Annotated in this window: 16 protein-coding genes; 8 read left to right on the forward strand and 8 right to left on the reverse strand. The window is 30.6% G+C overall.

Going from position 1 to position 18163, the window contains the following annotated elements; translation table 11 throughout:
• Positions 1 to 4 precede the first annotated feature (4 nt).
• A complete protein-coding gene (locus tag AC2GW8_RS10625) occupies positions 5 to 1822 on the forward strand; it encodes a lysophospholipid acyltransferase family protein (RefSeq protein WP_440879848.1) in 1818 nt (605 codons plus the stop codon).
• A 77-nt stretch (positions 1823 to 1899) separates the two neighbouring features.
• Here AC2GW8_RS10625 and AC2GW8_RS10630 read toward each other — a convergent pair whose 3' ends face one another.
• Positions 1900 to 2415, reverse strand: coding sequence for a heavy-metal-associated domain-containing protein (locus AC2GW8_RS10630; RefSeq protein WP_440879849.1), 516 nt, complete (start codon positions 2413 to 2415; stop codon positions 1900 to 1902).
• A gap of 92 nt (positions 2416 to 2507) precedes the next feature.
• Between AC2GW8_RS10630 and AC2GW8_RS10635 the strand changes: the two genes are divergently transcribed.
• Positions 2508 to 3380, forward strand: coding sequence for a DMT family transporter (locus tag AC2GW8_RS10635; protein ID WP_440879850.1), 873 nt, complete (start codon positions 2508 to 2510; stop codon positions 3378 to 3380).
• Between the two features lie 40 nt (positions 3381 to 3420).
• On the opposite strand, the gene AC2GW8_RS10640 is transcribed toward AC2GW8_RS10635, so the two are convergent.
• Positions 3421 to 5484, reverse strand: a complete 2064-nt coding sequence (locus AC2GW8_RS10640) for an insulinase family protein (protein WP_440879851.1) — start codon at positions 5482 to 5484, stop codon at positions 3421 to 3423.
• Between the two features lie 20 nt (positions 5485 to 5504).
• Entirely contained in the window at positions 5505 to 6821 is a 1317-nt protein-coding gene (locus tag AC2GW8_RS10645) for a M16 family metallopeptidase (RefSeq protein WP_440879852.1), read from the reverse strand.
• 209 nt (positions 6822 to 7030) lie between these two features.
• On the opposite strand from AC2GW8_RS10645, the gene rplU reads away from it, so the two are divergent.
• The 4 genes from rplU (at position 7031) to AC2GW8_RS10665 (ending at position 10835) form a co-directional block, all read left to right on the forward strand.
• Positions 7031 to 7516, forward strand: coding sequence for a 50S ribosomal protein L21 (gene rplU, locus AC2GW8_RS10650; RefSeq protein ID WP_440879853.1), 486 nt, complete (start codon positions 7031 to 7033; stop codon positions 7514 to 7516).
• A 21-nt stretch (positions 7517 to 7537) separates the two neighbouring features.
• Complete coding sequence (gene rpmA / locus AC2GW8_RS10655) at positions 7538 to 7798, forward strand: 50S ribosomal protein L27 (RefSeq protein ID WP_440879854.1); 261 nt, start codon at positions 7538 to 7540, stop codon at positions 7796 to 7798.
• 371 nt (positions 7799 to 8169) lie between these two features.
• Entirely contained in the window at positions 8170 to 8904 is a 735-nt protein-coding gene (locus tag AC2GW8_RS10660) for a LytR/AlgR family response regulator transcription factor (RefSeq protein WP_440879855.1), read from the forward strand.
• A 5-nt stretch (positions 8905 to 8909) separates the two neighbouring features.
• Positions 8910 to 10835 carry a tetratricopeptide repeat-containing sensor histidine kinase gene (locus AC2GW8_RS10665; RefSeq protein WP_440879856.1) on the forward strand — a complete coding sequence of 642 codons (1926 nt, stop codon included), beginning with the start codon at positions 8910 to 8912 and terminating at the stop codon, positions 10833 to 10835.
• Here the strand turns inward: AC2GW8_RS10665 and dinB are convergent.
• Together dinB and rseP are read right to left on the reverse strand one after the other, a co-directional pair.
• Positions 10832 to 11911 (reverse strand): DNA polymerase IV, encoded by a 1080-nt coding sequence (dinB, locus tag AC2GW8_RS10670; protein WP_440879857.1) that lies wholly within the window; start codon positions 11909 to 11911, stop codon positions 10832 to 10834. The two genes, AC2GW8_RS10665 and dinB, sit on opposite strands and share 4 nt — an antisense overlap.
• Before the next feature lie 84 nt (positions 11912 to 11995).
• The gene (rseP, locus tag AC2GW8_RS10675) at positions 11996 to 13345 is read right to left on the reverse strand and encodes an RIP metalloprotease RseP (protein WP_440879858.1); all 1350 of its coding nucleotides are present in this window, start codon (positions 13343 to 13345) and stop codon (positions 11996 to 11998) included.
• Positions 13346 to 13510: 165 nt separating this feature from the next.
• On the opposite strand from rseP, the gene AC2GW8_RS10680 reads away from it, so the two are divergent.
• Complete coding sequence (locus AC2GW8_RS10680; RefSeq protein WP_440879859.1) at positions 13511 to 14188, forward strand: SCO family protein; 678 nt, start codon at positions 13511 to 13513, stop codon at positions 14186 to 14188.
• 50 nt (positions 14189 to 14238) lie between these two features.
• On the opposite strand, the gene AC2GW8_RS10685 is transcribed toward AC2GW8_RS10680, so the two are convergent.
• Both AC2GW8_RS10685 and AC2GW8_RS10690 read right to left on the reverse strand, forming a co-directional pair.
• Positions 14239 to 14580 carry an SdpI family protein gene (locus tag AC2GW8_RS10685; RefSeq protein WP_440879860.1) on the reverse strand — a complete coding sequence of 114 codons (342 nt, stop codon included), beginning with the start codon at positions 14578 to 14580 and terminating at the stop codon, positions 14239 to 14241.
• A 3-nt stretch (positions 14581 to 14583) separates the two neighbouring features.
• Positions 14584 to 15912 (reverse strand): serine hydrolase domain-containing protein, encoded by a 1329-nt coding sequence (locus tag AC2GW8_RS10690; RefSeq protein WP_440879861.1) that lies wholly within the window; start codon positions 15910 to 15912, stop codon positions 14584 to 14586.
• Positions 15913 to 16097: 185 nt separating this feature from the next.
• On the opposite strand from AC2GW8_RS10690, the gene AC2GW8_RS10695 reads away from it, so the two are divergent.
• The gene (locus AC2GW8_RS10695; protein ID WP_440879862.1) at positions 16098 to 17309 is read left to right on the forward strand and encodes an aminotransferase class V-fold PLP-dependent enzyme; all 1212 of its coding nucleotides are present in this window, start codon (positions 16098 to 16100) and stop codon (positions 17307 to 17309) included.
• Positions 17310 to 17433: 124 nt separating this feature from the next.
• On the opposite strand, the gene AC2GW8_RS10700 is transcribed toward AC2GW8_RS10695, so the two are convergent.
• Positions 17434 to 18135, reverse strand: a complete 702-nt coding sequence (locus tag AC2GW8_RS10700; RefSeq protein WP_440879863.1) for a Bax inhibitor-1/YccA family protein — start codon at positions 18133 to 18135, stop codon at positions 17434 to 17436.
• Between the last annotated feature and the right edge of the window lie 28 nt (positions 18136 to 18163).

An 18163-nucleotide genomic window follows, 5' to 3' on the forward strand; every position in this document is an offset into this window, starting at 1 on the left:
AATAATGGGATTAGTAACACCAAAAGAATTAGCGAAAGCAATTGGTACAGATAAGTTTGGAGTTTTAGGAGTGTTTTCAGGATGGTTATTGATGAAAATTTTGAGGATTTCGAAGGCAAATGAAGTCTATAACAAGCATAAGCATAAGAAAGATTTACCGTTTTTAAATGGATTGTTGAATGAATTTCAAATAGAATTTGAAATTCCTGAGGAAGATTTAAAGAGAATACCTAAGGATGGACCATTTATAACAATATCCAATCATCCATTGGGAGGTATAGATGGTATTCTTTTATTAAAACTTTTAGTTGAGCATAGAGCCGATTACAAAATAATAGCTAACTTTTTATTGCATCGGGTTGAGCCATTGAAGCCTTATGTTATGCCTGTAAACCCTTTTGAGAACCATAAAGACGCTAAATCAAGTGTTTCTGGTATAAAAAACGCGCTCCTTCATTTAAGAGAAGGAAAGCCTTTAGGAATTTTTCCAGCAGGAGAGGTATCTACCTATCGTGATGGTAAACTTATGGTTGACAAAGAGTGGGAGGAAGGAGCTGTTCGCTTGATTAAAAAAGCAAAGGTACCTGTTATACCCATATACTTTCATGCAAAAAATAGTAAATTATTTTATTTTTTATCTAAGATTAGTGATACATTACGCACGGCTAAGTTGCCTTCTGAGTTACTTTCTCAGAAAAATAGAATTATAAAAGTAAGGATAGGAAAGCCTATTTTGGTAAAAGATCAAGAAGCTTATCCAGAAATCCCCGATTTTTATCAGTTTTTAAGAAGAAAAACATATATGTTAGCTAATCCATATGAAAAATCTTCTCAAAAAATTTTGTCATCGCAACATTTGAAAATTCCTAAGAAAGCAAAAAATATATCTAGTCAAAAAAATCCAGATTTATTTATTAAGGAGGTAGAAAAACTTCGAGCATCAGATGCTAGATTATTGAAGAGTAAGAATTATGAGGTGTTTTTTTCCAGTGCTAAGCAAATACCGAATCTCCTCCATGAGATAGGAAGATTACGAGAGATCACATTTAGAGAGGTTGGGGAAGGAAGCAATAAATCACTAGATTTAGATAAATACGACAAATATTATTACCATATGTTCCTTTGGGATAGTGATGCAAATTGTCTTGTCGGAGCTTATAGAATGGGTATTGGAAAAGAAATCTATAAGAAATTGGGTATTAATGGATTCTATATTCAGACGTTGTTTAGAATAGAGCCAGAGCTATATTCAATGATGGAGTCTTCTATTGAAATGGGAAGGGCTTTTATCGTGAAACAATATCAGCAAAAACCAATGCCTTTATTTCTTCTATGGAAAGGAATTGTTCATGTAACACTTCGTTATCCTGACCATAAATACCTAATAGGGGGTGTGAGTATTAGTAATCAGTTTTCTGAGTTTTCGAAATCACTTATGATCGAGTTTATGAAGTCACATTACTACGATCCATATATAGCACAATACATCCATCCAAAGAAAGAGTTTAAGGTAAAATTAAAAGATACAGATAAAGATTTCGTTTTTGATGAAACAGAAGCAGATCTTCAGAAGTTTGATAAGATAATTGATGAAATTGAACCAGGTGCCTTAAGAATGCCTGTATTAATTAAGAAATATGTTAAGCAAAATGCAAGGTTGGTAGCGTTTAATGTAGATCCCAAATTTAACAATGCAGTTGATGGTTTAATGTATATCAAGATAATAGATATTCCAGAGAGTACAGTCAAGCCTGTTATGGAGGAATTTCAGGCGGAGTTGGAGAGAAGAGCAAGTGAGTCTGTCAATGTTGTTGTAAACTGATCGTTATTATACAAAATAAAAAAAGCGGCTAGTATTTTTAAAAATACTAGCCGCTTTTTTATTTTGCTTTATTTTAATTATGCTTTAGAACAACAGTTTTTTTGACAATCATCTGCACAGGCGACTTTTTTATCATCATCTTTTACACAGCATTTTTTCTCACATTTAACAGAGGGTGTTTTATCAGAGTTCGTTGCACACTCTTTTTTGCAATTTTTTTCACATTCTTTCTTGCAACTTATTTTTTCTCCTGTAAATTCTTCAGCTTTGTATGTTTCACCGTCAGCAATTCCATCAATAAATTTAATAATATCTTTCTTGTCGGTTCTATTGCTATCATATTTTACATTGGCAGTACCATTTTCAAAAGATACTTTAGCATCAATTATACCATCTTTTTTAGAGAGTTTTGAAGCAATAATCTTTGCACAACCGATTTCACAGGTCATCCCTGATACGGTAAAGCTAGCTTCTTCTATTTTAGTGGTTAACTCATTCTTCTGAGGTTCAGTATCTTTATTTTCTGATTTTTTACAGCTTGTAATGATCAGACATATAAAGGCAAATACTATTAGTAATTTTTCAATTTTCATCACTTTAGACTATTGGGTTATTATACAAATTTATCAATAATATAATATTATACTATATAAATAGTCGATTTTTGTATCCAAAATAAATTTAAATGCTTATTAATCACCAAAAATGGTTATACCTCATTACGCTTTCTCTTGTTTGGGGTAGTTCTTTTATCCTTATGAAAAGAGCTCTTATTGGCTTAACTCCTATTCAAGTTGGTGCATTAAGACTGGTTATAGCAGGTTTTTTCTTGTTAATTATAGGCTATTCATCAATTAAATCAATAAAAAAAAAACAATGGAAGTGGATTTTAATAAGTTCACTTTTGGGTACGTTTTTCCCAGCTTTTATGTATGCTTATGCGATCATGGGTATTGATAGTTCCATAGCTTCAATATTAAATTCAATTACACCTTTTAATGCTTTATGGATAGGAGCTACTTTTTTTAGTTTCAATTTTAAAAAAGAGCAATTAGTGGGAATATTTATCGGTTTATGTGGGACTATTGTTTTGATTTCTCAAGGAGCAACTATGAATCCTAATCAAAATTATTGGTATGCTTTATTGCCAATTATTTCATCTTTTGGTTATGCATTTAATGTAAATATTATTAAAAAGTATTTACAAGATTTAGATGCTTTAGCCATCACAGTAGGCAACTTCATTTTTATTATTATTCCAGCTTTAATAATACTTTTTTACTCTGACTTTCCTGGGTCATTTGAGTTAACATCTCAAACAAAGACAGCACTTATATATATATTCATATTAGCTATATTCGGAACGGTGATGGCCAAAATAATATTTAATAAGTTAATTCAGATTTCTTCGCCAATCTTTTCAACGTCTGTAACTTACTTAATACCAGTTGTAGCTGTTATATGGGGCGTAATTGATGGAGAGAAGCTAAGTGGAATTCAGATAATAGCCGCACTGGTTATATTATTAGGGGTTTATATGGTAAATAAGAAAAAATAAAAAGAGTCAAGAGAAAACTTGACTCTTAAAAAGGAATTTTTTATTTAAAGTCAGCATCGGAAACGCCTTCATTTACTTTGGCATCAATCAGTATTAGATTTATGCTCTGTGGGCCTAAATTTCCCGTTTTTTTAGAAGGAAAAAGAACACCATTAAACTGCTTGTAGTCACTATAAACAGTTTCTTGATTTTGTGCCGTCCCTCCCATATTGGTTGTTTGAATTTCTTTAATTTTTAAACCACTTTTTGAATCGTAATAAGAGGTCCATGATATTATTTTTCCTTTCCGAGATATCACATAGGCTTCTTGACTATTAACTGATTCAATTCCTGTTAGTTTTGTGTTTTCATCTTTTAAATATCCGATTTCAGGAAATACTCCAAGTGAAAAAGTCATTTCAGTTGCCATATCTGCAGGTAATGGTTGTCCATTAATTTTTACAGATTCTTTATTCATGATCATTCTCATCATTATATTATCATTCATCCCAAGAGAATTTTCATAGTTTGACGCAGTTCTTTTTTCAATGTTCTTAATCTTATTACCTGCTGCTTCGCCCTCGTAAGTAGTAAATGTTGAGTAAAGGGATTTAATTTTATTAACACCACCTAAAGCATCAAAGTATTTATTCAAAATACTTTCTTTTGTAACTCCAGCAGGAATCTCTTTTTTCATTGCAGGTTTTGATGTTGGTTCTCCGTATTTATCGTAATAATTAATTGTATAATCGGAGTTTTTTTCTAGATTTTTAAGTACATCAAGACCTTTACCTGTAATAATTATTCGAGCATTATCTCCTTTAAAATATTTTAAAGCTGCATTTTGAACCTCCTCTAAAGTAACTGCATTAATGTTTTTTAGATAATCTTCATAGAAATTATCGGGTAAATTGTATTTAGCTATATTCAAAGCAAATCGGGCAATTGTTTTTGGTTTTTGAACATTCCTTACGAAATTACCAATGTATTTAGCTTTTGAATTTTTAAGCTCTTCCTTTGAAGCCTTTTGGTATCGTATTTTATTGATTTCTTTTTGAATTTCAACTACAGCGCTGTCAGTAACAACATTTCTAACGGCAGCACTAGCCTTAAAGGTTCCTGCTCCTTCTAATTTATCTTGAGATATGTTTGAATAAGACCCGTAGGTGTACCCTTTGTCTTCTCGTAAATTCATGAATAAACGAGCTGTTCCACCACCTCCAAGAATATTATTAGCTAATAATGCAGCATAGTAATCTTTATCTCCTAAAGTTAGGTCTATTGAGTTAATTACAGAAACTTCAGATTGAACAGCGTTTGGCATATCAATAAAATTGATTTCTGTGGCACTTACATTTTTAGGTTTTGGTGTTGTTGATGATGGAATAACTCCTTTTTTCCATGAATCAAAATATTTTTCTACTAGTTTTTTAGTTTTTTTAGTGTCAATATCACCAACGATAACTAAATAAGCATTATTAGGTTTGTAGTAAGTAGTGTAATTATTTTTTACATCTTCCAAAGTAATTTGATTAATACTTTCTTTTGTGATGAACTCTCCATAAGGATGATTTTTACCATACACTAATGCGTTTTCTACCCTTCTTGCTATTGCTTTTACATTTTTTTCATTGGATTTAATACCTTCTAGCGTCCTTTCTACAGCTTTATCAAATTCCTCTTTAGTAAATAGAGGATCCTTAACACCTTCAGCCATTAATTCTAATATTTCAGTAAAGTATTTGGTTAACGATGAGGCATATGCTCCATTACTTTTGTAAAAAATAGAAGCGCCTAAATAATCAATACGTTCATTAAAATTGTCTTTTGAAATTTTTGAAGTGCCGCTTCCTAGAAGGTCTCCCATTAATTCAGATACTCCAGCCTTATTTCCTTCAATTAAAGGGGGGTTATCAATAGTTAATGATGCTGAGACACGCGGAAGTTTATGGTTTTCAACCATAATAACTTTTAATCCGTTTGATAGATTAAATTTTTGAGCTTTCCCTAATTTAATTTTAGGGGAAGGCCCTGGTTTCGGTTGGATACTTCTATCTATTTGTTGCGCTGTAACAGCAAAAGACATGGTTACCAATGCTACTGCTGATGCTATAATTTTCTTCATATTATGTCTAGTTACTGGAATTATTTTTTTGACTCTGGCAAATACTCCATTACCAAGCGTTGTTTCTTATTTAAGTACTTTTGAGCTACTGTTTGAATTTCTTTTCTTGTGATGGATCTGTAAATATCGATCTCTGTATTAATAAGGTTAGTGTTGCCATAAAGTACGTTAAATCGAGCTAATGAATTGGCAATGCCCTCGATGTTTGAGTTTGAGTTTACAAAATCATTTTCAAACTTGTTTTGTAACTTTTGAAAGCTTTTTTCAGAAATTAATTCATTTTGAATTTTATCAATTTCTACATCAATTTCTTTTATTAGATCATCAAGTGTATTCGCTCCTAATGGAAGCGCATATAAGATGTAGGTTCCATAATCTTCTTGACTTAAATTAAAAGCACCAGCTTGAAATGCCATTTTTTTCTTGTCAACAAGTTTTTTATATAGTACAGAGCTTTTACCACTGCTTAAATAGGAAGAAATCATATCTAATACACGAGCATCTCTTGTCTTCATTGAGGGAGTTCTGTATGCTGCAACTATAGCGGGTATTTGAATGTTTGGATCATAAGCCTTTGCTTTAAATTCTTTTTCTATAGGGTCTTCCTTAGGAAAATTTCTTATAATATTTTTCCCTTTAGGTATCGGTCCAAAATATGCTTTGATTAATTTTTTAGTTTCTTGAATGTTAATATCTCCAGCTACTACTAGGGTAGCATTGTTTGGAATATAGAATTTTTTATTAAAAGCAAGAAATTCATCTAAAGTTGCTGCATCAAGATGTTTCATTTTCCCAATTGTAGTACCCTTATAAGGATGTTTCTTAAACATATGTTTTTTAACATTTTCAAGAAAGCGAGAATAGGGCTGGTTATCAACTCTTAAACGCTTTTCTTCTTTGACCACTTCATTTTGAGTGTCAACTCCTTCTTGTTTTATAACAGGATGCATTAATCTTTCTGATTCCATCCATAAACCTAATTCTAAATTATTTGATGGAAAAACTTCATAATAGTATGTTCGATCATCTGTTGTATTTGCATTGTTGGTTCCTCCGTTAGAGGATACAATCTTGAACCAATCTCCCTTTTTTATGTTTTTAGTGCCTTCAAATAATAAATGCTCAAAAAAATGAGCCATTCCTGTACGATTAGGTTCTTCATCTTTGGCTCCAACATGATACATTACTGATGTTGTTACGATCGGTGCAGTATTGTCTTGATGAAGAATTACATGCATTCCATTAGTTAAGTCGTACTCTTCAAAATCAACCTTCTGTGCGTTCGATGCAAGAACAAATGCAACAGTGGCAGCAAGAGTGAAAATATTTTTTTTCATCTATTACTTTTAATTTACTTTATTAATTATCAAAAATATGACTCATATTTTGGTTATTAGTTACAAAAAATAACTTTTTTTTATTTTTTTAAAAATGAATTGTTGCTTTTATGACTAGTAGATTGTGAGTTAAAGAAATAACAACTATATTTGCACCCGCAATTCTATTATAGAGTTGCGTGTTAATGTATAAACGCAAAATAAGAAGTATGTACGCAATCGTAGAGATAGCAGGGCAGCAATTTAAAGTAGCAAAAGACCAAAAAGTATACGTTCACCGCTTACAAGAAGCAGAAGGATCAAAAGTAACTTTTGATAAAGTAATGCTTATAGAAGAAAGTGGAAGTATAACAGTTGGCGCCCCAGCTATAGAAGGAGCAGGAGTTACTGCTAAGATTTTAGGTCACTTAAAAGGTGATAAAGTAATTGTTTTCAAAAAGAAGAGAAGAAAAGGTTACAAGAAAAAAAATGGACACAGACAATACTTAACTGAAATTCAGATTGAAGCAATTGCTAGTTCAGGTGTAAAAAAAGCAGTAGCTAAGAAAGAAGCTCCCAAAGCAGAGGAAGTAGTAGACGCTAATGATTTAAGCTCAAAAACTGTCTCTGAATTAAAGGCTTTAGCAAAAGAAAAAGGTATCAGTGGATACACTTCTCTTAAGAAAGCTGAATTAATTGAAGTATTAAGTAAATAATTAACCTTAAAAACTTAAAAGATGGCTCATAAAAAAGGTGTCGGTAGTTCGAAAAACGGTCGTGAATCGGAATCGAAACGTTTAGGTGTAAAAATCTTCGGAGGGCAAGCGGCAATTGCTGGTAATATTATTGTTCGTCAAAGAGGTACTCAACACAATCCAGGAGAAAATGTATACATGGGTAAAGATCATACTTTACATGCAAGAGTTGATGGTGTTGTGAAGTTTCAAAAGAAAAGAGATAATAAATCGTATGTTTCTATAGTTCCTTTTGAGGTATAAACATTGTTTATTAGTATAAAAAAAAACTGTTTCATATAATATATGAAACAGTTTTTTTTATGCTGTAAAAAAATAATAATGCTAGATGTGTAAAAAAAAGAAAGGTATTGTTAAAACAATACCTCTCAATTTAATTATCATTTTTGACTAATCCCCCAATTATCAAAATGATTCCCCTTGTATAATACACTACAAAGATGCGACTAAAAAACAGTTTGGTGAAACGGTTATGTATAGTTAGTTGTTTCAGTTGTATAAATGGAGTGATTAATTTTATATAAGGTCATAAATTAATGTTTTTTGTAGCTAATTATCAAAAAACCATTTTATTTTTAATTTTTATTAAGGTACATTTGGTACAAAAGTAATACATGTTAAAAGCAGTTATTGTTGACGATGAACCTAAAGCTATTCAGGGACTTAAGTGGGAACTTTCTAATTTTAGTAGTGATATTGAGGTGATTAAGACATTTTCAGACGAAAAAAAAGCAATAGATTATATAAATTCGAATAGTTTAGATTGTCTTTTTTTAGATATAGAAATGCCTACAATGGATGGCTTTAAATTATTACAAAAGCTAAAAAAGAGAGATTTTGCAGTTGTCATAACTACAGCATATAACGAGTATGCTATAAAAGCATTAAAAAATCAAGCAATAGATTATTTACTAAAACCGATTGATTCTGATGATTTAGAAGAAACGTTAAATCGAATAAAAACGTATCATTCAAAAACAGACAGTACACAAAAATTTGAAAAAATTCTAACGAGTTTTAACGAACAATTTAATAGAAGAAAAATAACTATTAGTACAGATGGTAAACTAATATTTTTGGATGAATCAGAAATTATTTACGTAGAATCTGATGGAAATTATAGTTCTATATACATGGTACAGAATAAAAAAATTGTAATTACAAAGAAATTGAAGGAAGTAAACCTATTACTTCCAGACGATCAGTTTTTTAGAATACACAATTCTTTCATTATTAATTTAAATAAAATTAAGGAGTTTTTGAAGGCAGATGGTTACGTTGTTTTAGAGGGAGGGCATAAAATCCCTGTTTCAAGACAAAAAAAATCTGATTTTCTCGATAAATTTTAACTTTGATGGATAAAAAAGGGCTAGTTTTTTTCTTCGTAATGTTTTTTTCGGTTATGGCATTTGGGCAGCATAATCTGTCTGAAAATGATGAAATCATTAATGAATATTTTGAAAAGAAATTCCAAACATTTTTTGAGGTGGAGGCTTATTTTGAGCCTTTTAAATTTAGTAATTATGATCGACATAATTTACTAGAGAAAAGCTTTAAGTATGGAAATGAATTTGGGAAAATATATGCATATAATTCGATTGGAAAAGCTCAGAGAAATAAATCTTTATATAGAGAATCAATAGAAAACCATGATAAAGCTTTAAACATTTCTAGGAAAATAAAAGAGATTCCTGCAGAAATAACTACGTTAAATCTTATAGGAGTTGTTTATAGGAGACAGGAGAAAATTAGAAGTGCATTGAATTATCATCAATATGCTCTTGAATTACTTAATAATTATGAAGAAGATACTGAAAATATTATGCGTAATAAAAGTATCTCTCAAAATAGTATAGGTAATATTTATCTAACTTTAAAGCAATACAAGCTTGCTCTTGATAAATTTGAAGAAGCAATTGTTACTCAAAGAAAATTATCTGATAAAAGAGGTTTAGCGATTAATTATCAAAACATGGGGCTTGCTTATCAAAATCTGGGAGATATTAACGCTGCGCTGGAAAACTATAATTTATCTTTAAAGTATAATAAGGAGATTAAATCAGAATTAGGGAAAGCTATATGTCATAATAGTATTAGTAATATTTTGATAATGAGAGGGGAATACCTTAAGGCTTTTGACGTAATTAAAGAAGTAAGGTCCATAGTTGACGGAATGGATAATAGTTATTATTCAGGAATTTTTTATAATACTTATGGGTATTGTCAAGTAAAACTTTTAAGATTAAAAGAAGCTGAAAAAAGTATTAAAAAAGCTCTTCAAGTAGGAATTAAGTATGGTTTACCTAAAATTTTTAATAAATCATACGAGTACCTTTCAGAAATATATTTGTTACAAGAAAATTATAAAAAAGCTTATATGTTCTATAAAAAATCAATTGAGGGAGAACGTAAAACTTTTAATGATAGAAATGTACTTTATGTAAATAATTTAATTAATAAATATGACAATGAAGTTAAGAATAATAAGATAAAAGGATTAGCAAAGGAAAATGAGATAACAAAGCTTAAATTAACTCGTAATAGAAACGTATTAGTTATAGCTCTAGTTTCGATAGCCTTGTTTGGTGTTTTACTTTATGCAATATACGGACAGAGGCTTCTGAATGATGAAAAGAAAATTCTTATGCTTAAACAAGAAGCACTCCAAAGTCAAATGAATCCTCATTTTGTTTTTAATGCATTAAATTCAATAAAACTTTATATTATAAAAAACGAACAAAAGAATGCAGTATTCTATTTAAATAAGTTTTCAAAGTTAATAAGGAGTATTTTAGAGTCCTCAAAAACGAAAGAGGTTAGTTTAAGTGAAGAGTTGAAAACGATGAAATTATATATGAGTATTGAAAACATGAGATTTTCAAACGAAATAAATTACATCGAAAAAGTTGATGAGGCTATAAATCTTGATAAAGTAAAAATTCCACCACTAATACTCCAACCATTTTTAGAGAACGCTATTTGGCATGGATTATCTTCAAAGAGAGGCGATAAAAAAGTTTCTTTGAAAGTAACTAAATGTTCTGATGATTACTTTCAAATCGAGATCGAAGATAATGGTGTTGGTAGGTATCAGGCTTTTAAAATAAAAACAAATAAATCATTAAAGAGAAAATCAATAGGGATAGAATTAACAAAACAAAGGCTGAGAAATTTTTCCGATAGTTTTCAGAACAATTATACTTTGGAATACAGTGATTTAATAAAGAAAAATGGGGATCCAAAGGGAACAAGAGTTACTTTAAAAATTCCTTTAAGTTAAAAATCGAAAGAAAGTTGAATAGATATTGGATGTTTGTTATTATCCAAGTTACTAATTGAAATGCCAAGTAATCTAACGGATTCTCTTAAATTTTCTTGAAAAAGAAGTTCTTTTACTGAGGGAAAGAAATCCTTTTTTTTTGATATAAAATTTAAAATTGTTTTGCTTCGAGTTTGTTGAGTAAAATCGCTGTATCTTATTTTTAAGGTAATGGTTTTTCCTTTCGTTTTTGAGTTAATCATTCTTTTTTCTAGTTCATCTGCAATACTTTCTAGACGTTCCAGCATATATATTTCAGAAGAAATATTATCTATGAATGTGCGTTCTGCTGCAATTGATTTGCGAGTTCTATCGGGTTTCACTTCGTTTTTTTGAATACCTCGAACGATATGGTAGTAATGATTTCCTGATTTTCCAAACAATTTAGTTAGCTCTTCAAGAGATTTTTTCTTTAAATCAGCACCGTCAAAGATGCCAAGATTATGCATTTTGGCTGCTGTAACTTTACCGATGCCATAAAATTTATTAATTGGGAGTTCTTCTAGAAAATTAATAACTTCATCAGGATTTATAGTCTTTTGTCCATCAGGTTTATTAAAATCGGAGGCCACTTTGGCTAAGAATTTGTTAATAGAGATACCTGCGGATGCTTTCAGTTGAAGTTTTTCCCAAATTTTCTTACGTATTTCCTGAGCAATTAAACTTGCAGAGGGATTTCCTTTTTTATTTTCTGTAACATCTAGATAGGCTTCGTCTAGCGATAAAGGTTCCACTAGATCGGTATATTCATGAAAAATGGTTCTAATTTTAGAAGAGATTTCCTTATATCGAGCAAAACGAGGTTTCACAAAAACCAAATGAGGACATTTTTTTCGAGCCAAAATACCACTCATCGCTGATCGAATTCCATATTTTCTAGCTTCATAACTAGCTGCCGAAACCACACCTCTAACTTCACTTCCTCCGACAGCCACAGGTTTTCCAATTAATTCAGGATTATCTAGTTGTTCAACGGAAGCGTAAAAAGCATCCATGTCAACATGAATTATTTTTTTAAAAGGTGGTTGGAGTTTCATTTAGTAAAAATAAAAAACTCTCGAGATAATATCTCGAGAGTTTCTAGCTGTTTTTTATCAAGTACTTTTTATTGATGAGTTCTTTTAGAATAATTTTCTGGCAATATCATTACCATTTGCGAAAATTAGTAATGCAAGTAAAATAATGAAGCCTATTATCTGTGCATATTCTAAAAATTTATCGCTGGGCTTTTTACCAGTAATCATTTCCCAAAGCGTAAACACTACATGGCCTCCATCTAAAGCAGGAATTGGTAAAAGATTCATGAAACCTAACATTATAGATAAAAAGGCAGTAATACTCCAGAAAGCATACCAACTCCATGCTGAAGGAAATACATCTGCGATAGATAAGAAACCACCTAAACCTTTGTAAGCTCCAGTACTAGGATTAAAGATTTTTTTCAATTGCTTGACATAGTCTGTTAAAGTTGTCCAAGTTTTTTGAAAACCTTTAGGAATCGCCTCAGTAAAAGAGTAATTAAAGTTAGCTAGTTTATAATATCCTAACCTCTCAAGTTGTTCTTGAGATAAGTTAACTGGATAGGCACCTATTTTTCCTTCCTGAGAAATTTTTACATTTACTGTTTTTAGTTCTTCGCCTCTTTTTACATTTAATGAAATAGTTTGATTCTTATAAGTTTGAAAACTACTAACAATTTCATCGTAGTATTTGAGTTTTGTTCCATTGACACCAACGATTAAATCTTTTTTTTCTAGCCCAGAATTTATATTCAATGAACTGTCACTCAATTTTGCAATCATGAATGGAACTCTTAATGAAATTAGAGGACGTTCTAATTTTTCCTTTTTGTCGATTAGTTGAGCAATAAAGTTTTCAGGAATTTGTTTTGTTATAGTTTTTCCATTCCTTTCAATAGAAAATACTTCCCCATTAATAAATTTGGCTGTAAGTTCCCGAAACATTCTTGGCTTTTCACCATCGATATTTATAATTTTGTCTCCAGTTTTTAAGCCTAAATTCATAGCTAATGAGTCTTGTACCCAAACACCATCTTTAACATTTTCATTAGGTATAAACTTTTCTCCATATCCCCATAATAAACAGATGTAGATTAAAATACCTAGAATAAAATTTACGGTGACACCTCCTAGCATTATGATTAGTCGTTGCCAAGCTGGCTTCGATCTAAATTCCCATGGTTTCGGTTCTTGCTTCATTTGCTCCTTATCCATGCTTTCATCAATCATACCAGCAATTTTAACATACCCACCCAGAGGAATCCAACCGATTCCATAGACAGTTTCTCCAATTTTCTTTTTAAATAGTGAAAATTTATAATCGAAAAATAAATAGAACTTTTCAACTTTTGTCTTAAATAATTTGGCAGGAATGAAGTGTCCCAATTCATGAAGAACTATAAGTAGTGATAAACTTAAAATAAATTGAGATGCCTTTATTAAAATTTCCATAAAACGTATCGTTTCTATATTTTTAAAATCTGACAAATGTACGTTTTTAAAAAGAGTTCTAAAAGTTTGAAGCCTAATCTATTTTTTCTTTTAACAAACTTTTCGTTTCAATGGAATAAAAACGATTTTTAAAGCTGTATTTTTGTGATACACAATTTATTCAAAATGGATCTACTGTTCTTTAAAAAGTCAAAGAATACGTTTATATTTTTTATAGTTTTTATGGCTGTTGGGTTACCGTTTTACTATCATCTAGTAAAGGTGGAAAACAGATTACCTATACTTAATCCCAAAGATATTAATCCAAAACTTGTTGATGTATCCTTAAGGGGAAAATCAAAAAATCATACGGTAGCAAACTTTAAACTGATTAATCAAAATGGAGATACTATCACTGAAAATAATTATAAAGATAAAATCTATGTAGCAGATTTCTTTTTTACGAGGTGTAAGAATATTTGTATTGTCATGGCTAGTAATATGACAGACCTACAAAATTACTATATAAATGATGATGATATAGCGTTTCTGTCACATTCAGTTACTCCAACCATTGATAGTGTTTCTGTACTTCGCAATTATGCTGATATGAAGGGTGTTATTGATAGTAAGTGGAATGTAACTACAGGTGACAAGAAGCACATATATGATTTAGCTCGTAAGAGTTATTTCGCAGTTCTAGATGAAGGAAACGGAGATGAGAATGATTTTATACATACAGAAAATTTCGTGCTCATCGATAAAGAACGAAGAATAAGAGGTATTTATGATGGGACTAAGAAGGAAGAAATACAGAAAATTATTAAAGATATTTCAATCCTAAAGGAGGAGTATAAAAAATAGTTTATTACAAAAGGGACTTTAAGCCTAGTTCTTCTTAGAATTGTTGAAGTTTATTTTTGGTTACCGTTATCGTCAAAATTTTTACCGATCTCTATTTCCGTTTTTACTACTGAAACAGCCAAAGATATAAGCATAATAGCCATTGGTTGCCAGCTTACGTGCTTAAATAGATAAACAAATAAAAGAGCCATTATAAAGGAAATTGCCGAATATTTAAAAAATTGTTGCACAAAAAAAGCATTAGCAAATTTCCATACTGTTTCGTTTTTCATTGTTTTTGGTGTTCTATATCCATAAATTGAGCTAATTTTTTTAGGAGGAAATAGATAAAATATAATACTAAAAAAAAATAGTAGACCGTTAATGGAAATTACATAGTAATAAGGATTCATATTTTAGTTTTTTATTACTGAAATTATAGATTTTAAAAATAAATTAATGTCTGCATTTTTTGTCAGCCCCATACGAACAATTACCATTTCTTGTTCTGGTAATATAAAAACATTTTGTCCTTGATAGCCATTAAAAGAATACATGTCCTTGGGTACGTCAGGATATCTATTTCCTGCATTTAGCCATATCTGAGCTCCATACCCCCCATTCGAAGTTGGCGTTGGCGTTGTTGCATAATCGACCCAATCTTTATCAAATAATTGTTCACCGTTCCAATTACCATTGTTTAAATATAAAAGTCCTAACTTAGCCCAATCTCTTGGGGTTGCCCAAGCATAAGATGATCCTACGTAATTTCCATTCATATCGGTTTCTACTAACATTGAGTTCATGCCTATTTTATCAATTAATGCTTGGTACCAGAAATCTAAATATTCTTGATGAGAGTCAAATTGTTGTCTAAGAATGCCTGATAGTAAGTTTGTAGTTCCAGAAGAATAATTCCATGTCTCATTTGGTTTTCCAACAAAAGGTTTGTCAATTTGTACTTTTGTCATATCTTTTTCTAAAAATAGCATTTTAGTCACATCAGAAATGGTATTATAATCTTCTTCCCATTCAAGTCCTGAGTTCATTTGAAGTAAATTATGAATGGAGATATTTTTTCGATCATCATTTTGCCATTCCGAAATCGGCGCTTTGTCGAAAACATTTAAGTGTCCTTGACATTGTAAAATTCCGAATAATGTACCCGTAATACTTTTTGTCATTGACCAACCTAAAATTTTAGAGTTCTTGGTGAATTCAGGTCCATATTTTTCTGCTATAATTTGATTTTTATAAACAACAACAACAGCTCTTGTTTTATTAATTGGGTTAAACATTGATTCTATGGCTGAATTCAATTTTTGATAATTAATATTTTTGAATATTGTATCTTCCTGTGGTTTATTTCCAAAAGGAAATGAAGATTTTATGTTAGGTCTTGTTCTTTTGGGAACTAAAAAAGTTTTTTGGGTATTAAAGTCATTACCAATTAAAACACATCCTTGCCCTTTTCTGTAAATAGCTTTCCTGGTTAATAAACCAAAAACTGACCCTGAAGCTGATTTTTCTTTGCTATTGATCTTATCAGACGTTAGATTGATTGGGGAGAAATTATTGTCTGTGCTATCAGTAAACGCAAGTGTTCTACCAGCAACAAATACAGACGAGGCAGTGTTTTTTGCAGAATAGCCAGCAAGGATATTTAAACGCGGATAGTTTAAATACAGAAGAATAAAAATTATAAAAAGAATTACAAGAAGAAGGGGGAATTTAAATGATTTCATTCTAAATATTTTAAGCAAAAATAACTAATTTCAGTAAAAAAATGTATACCGATGTCTTTTGTTATATCTTGTTATCTACTAGTTTGATTTTAAAAATTTAGAACTATTATAATATACGAATAATTTATTTGATTCTTGTTTTTTTTGAAAATCAAGCCGTACCTTTGTGTTAAATAGAATAGCAAATGCCCACTATAGAGAAAATTAGAGAAGATTTCCCAATTTTAAAAAGAAAAGTTAATGGGAAACAATTGGTTTATTTTGATAATGGAGCTACTTCTCAGACTCCTCAAATCGTTATTGATGCAATAATTGATTACTATTCTAATTACAATGCAAATATTCACAGAGGCGTACATGCTCTAAGCCAAGAGGCAACAGATAAATATGAGGCGTCAAGAATAAAGATTCAAAAGCATTTTAATGCAAAAAACTCATATGAGATAATTTTGACTTCTGGTACTACGCATAGTATAAATATAGTAGCATCTGGTTATTCCTCTATTTTAAGTTTTGGAGATGAGATATTGGTATCTGCTTTAGAGCATCATTCTAATATTGTACCATGGCAAATGGTATGCGAAAAAGTAGGAGCAGTTTTAAAAGTAATTCCAATGAAAGATGATGGAGCTTTGGATATGATAGCTTATCATAAACTTTTAAATTCGAAAACGAAGCTTGTTTTTTGTAACCATGTATCAAATGCTCTAGGAACTATTAATCCTGTTAAAGAAATAATAGATTCCGCTCATGAAGTAGGAGCTAAAGTACTTATAGATGGAGCACAAGCTTGCCCTCATATTAAACCAGATTTTCAAAAATTAGATGTTGATTATTACGTAGTTTCTGCTCATAAAATGTGTGGTCCTACAGGAGTTGGTGTTCTATATGGTAAAGAAGAGTTATTGAATTTATTACCACCTTATCAAGGAGGAGGTGAAATGATTGAAACAGTGACTTTTGAAAAAACTACTTATGCTGGTTTGCCACATAAGTTTGAGGCAGGAACACCAAATATATGCGGAGGTATTGCTTTTGGTGTCGCTTTAGATTATATGAACTCAATTGGGTTTGAATTTATTATGAAACAGGAAAATGACTTGTTGAAATATGCAACCAAACAACTTGAGGAGATTGATGGATTAAAAATTTATGGTACAACTAACAAAACAGCTGTTATTTCCTTTAATATAGAAGGGATTCATCCTTATGATATCGGAACAATCCTCGATAAATTAGGAATAGCTGTTAGGACAGGCCATCACTGTGCGCAACCTATTATGGACTTCTTTTGTATACCAGGTACTGTAAGGGCTTCTTTTGCTTTTTATAATACGAAAGAGGAGATAGACATATTGTTGGGAGCTATAAAAAAGGCACAAATGATGTTGGTTTAAAAAGTATAAGAAGAAAATTTTCTAATTCTTCTAAGTGAAAGTATTAAAAAATGAATTTTTTCATAAAAAAAGCATCTTGAATGATTTCGAGATGCCTTTTTATTTTTTACAAGTTTTATTCTTCTTAGTCTCGAGACAAGAAAAGCTGTATTATATACCAGAATAATAACATTAAAGATGCAAATAAACCTAAAGCTGCAGGAATATAATCTTCGGTCGAATATTTGTGAACCATATTAGAAGTTTGATATAAAATAGAACCTCCAGCTAAAACACACATTCCTACAGAAAACCACAGACCTAAGTTGAAACCAAAAATTGCTCCAGCAATAACTAAGGCTATAGCTATGAAAAACCCTAAAGCTAAACCAGCTCTAATAAAAGAAAAATCTTTTTTAGTGATAAATACAATTGAAGATATTCCTGTAAATAAACCGAGGGTTACAATAGCTGCCTGATTTAAAATTTCGAAACTATTAGTAGCATTAATAGCCATATAAATAAGGGGGACAAAGATAAATGCTTCAGCAAAAATATAAATGGAATATGCTAAATACTGAACATTTTTATCCGAAGTTTTCATCGCAGTACTTTCAGCATAGTTTGTAACGAGCATAAAACCGCCTAATAAGATTAACCATTTATATCCATCCAACATAGATAGTGCAAAGTTTACAAGACTGGCACTTTGTAGGAATAAAAACTCAAAAACTAAAAAAAGAAAAACTCCTCCTGCTACATGAGAATATGTTTTTTTATAAAAAGCTATTCTTTCTTCTTGAGATACTTGTGCTGCTAAAACTTTAGTGTTGTGTATATTTTTCATAATAAATATATTTTTTGGCAAATATATT

It is taken from the genome of Tenacibaculum profundi (genome assembly GCF_057162725.1).

Bases quoted from the DNA above. Each gene is read 5' to 3' on its own strand.
- rseP (WP_440879858.1), bottom strand. From the start codon at position 13,345: ATGGAAATTTTAATAAAGGCATCTCAATTTATTTTAAGTTTATCACTA.
- AC2GW8_RS10645 (WP_440879852.1), bottom strand. From the start codon at position 6,821: ATGAAAAAAAATATTTTCACTCTTGCTGCCACTGTTGCATTTGTTCTT.
- AC2GW8_RS10680 (WP_440879859.1), top strand. From the start codon at position 13,511: ATGGATCTACTGTTCTTTAAAAAGTCAAAGAATACGTTTATATTTTTT.
- AC2GW8_RS10700 (WP_440879863.1), bottom strand. From the start codon at position 18,135: ATGAAAAATATACACAACACTAAAGTTTTAGCAGCACAAGTATCTCAA.
- AC2GW8_RS10685 (WP_440879860.1), bottom strand. From the start codon at position 14,580: ATGAATCCTTATTACTATGTAATTTCCATTAACGGTCTACTATTTTTT.
- AC2GW8_RS10695 (WP_440879862.1), top strand. From the start codon at position 16,098: ATGCCCACTATAGAGAAAATTAGAGAAGATTTCCCAATTTTAAAAAGA.
- AC2GW8_RS10690 (WP_440879861.1), bottom strand. From the start codon at position 15,912: ATGAAATCATTTAAATTCCCCCTTCTTCTTGTAATTCTTTTTATAATT.
- AC2GW8_RS10635 (WP_440879850.1), top strand. From the start codon at position 2,508: ATGCTTATTAATCACCAAAAATGGTTATACCTCATTACGCTTTCTCTT.
- AC2GW8_RS10640 (WP_440879851.1), bottom strand. From the start codon at position 5,484: ATGAAGAAAATTATAGCATCAGCAGTAGCATTGGTAACCATGTCTTTT.
- AC2GW8_RS10665 (WP_440879856.1), top strand. From the start codon at position 8,910: ATGGATAAAAAAGGGCTAGTTTTTTTCTTCGTAATGTTTTTTTCGGTT.
- rplU (WP_440879853.1), top strand. From the start codon at position 7,031: ATGTACGCAATCGTAGAGATAGCAGGGCAGCAATTTAAAGTAGCAAAA.
- rpmA (WP_440879854.1), top strand. From the start codon at position 7,538: ATGGCTCATAAAAAAGGTGTCGGTAGTTCGAAAAACGGTCGTGAATCG.
- AC2GW8_RS10660 (WP_440879855.1), top strand. From the start codon at position 8,170: ATGTTAAAAGCAGTTATTGTTGACGATGAACCTAAAGCTATTCAGGGA.
- AC2GW8_RS10630 (WP_440879849.1), bottom strand. From the start codon at position 2,415: ATGAAAATTGAAAAATTACTAATAGTATTTGCCTTTATATGTCTGATC.
- dinB (WP_440879857.1), bottom strand. From the start codon at position 11,911: ATGAAACTCCAACCACCTTTTAAAAAAATAATTCATGTTGACATGGAT.
- AC2GW8_RS10625 (WP_440879848.1), top strand. From the start codon at position 5: ATGGGATTAGTAACACCAAAAGAATTAGCGAAAGCAATTGGTACAGAT.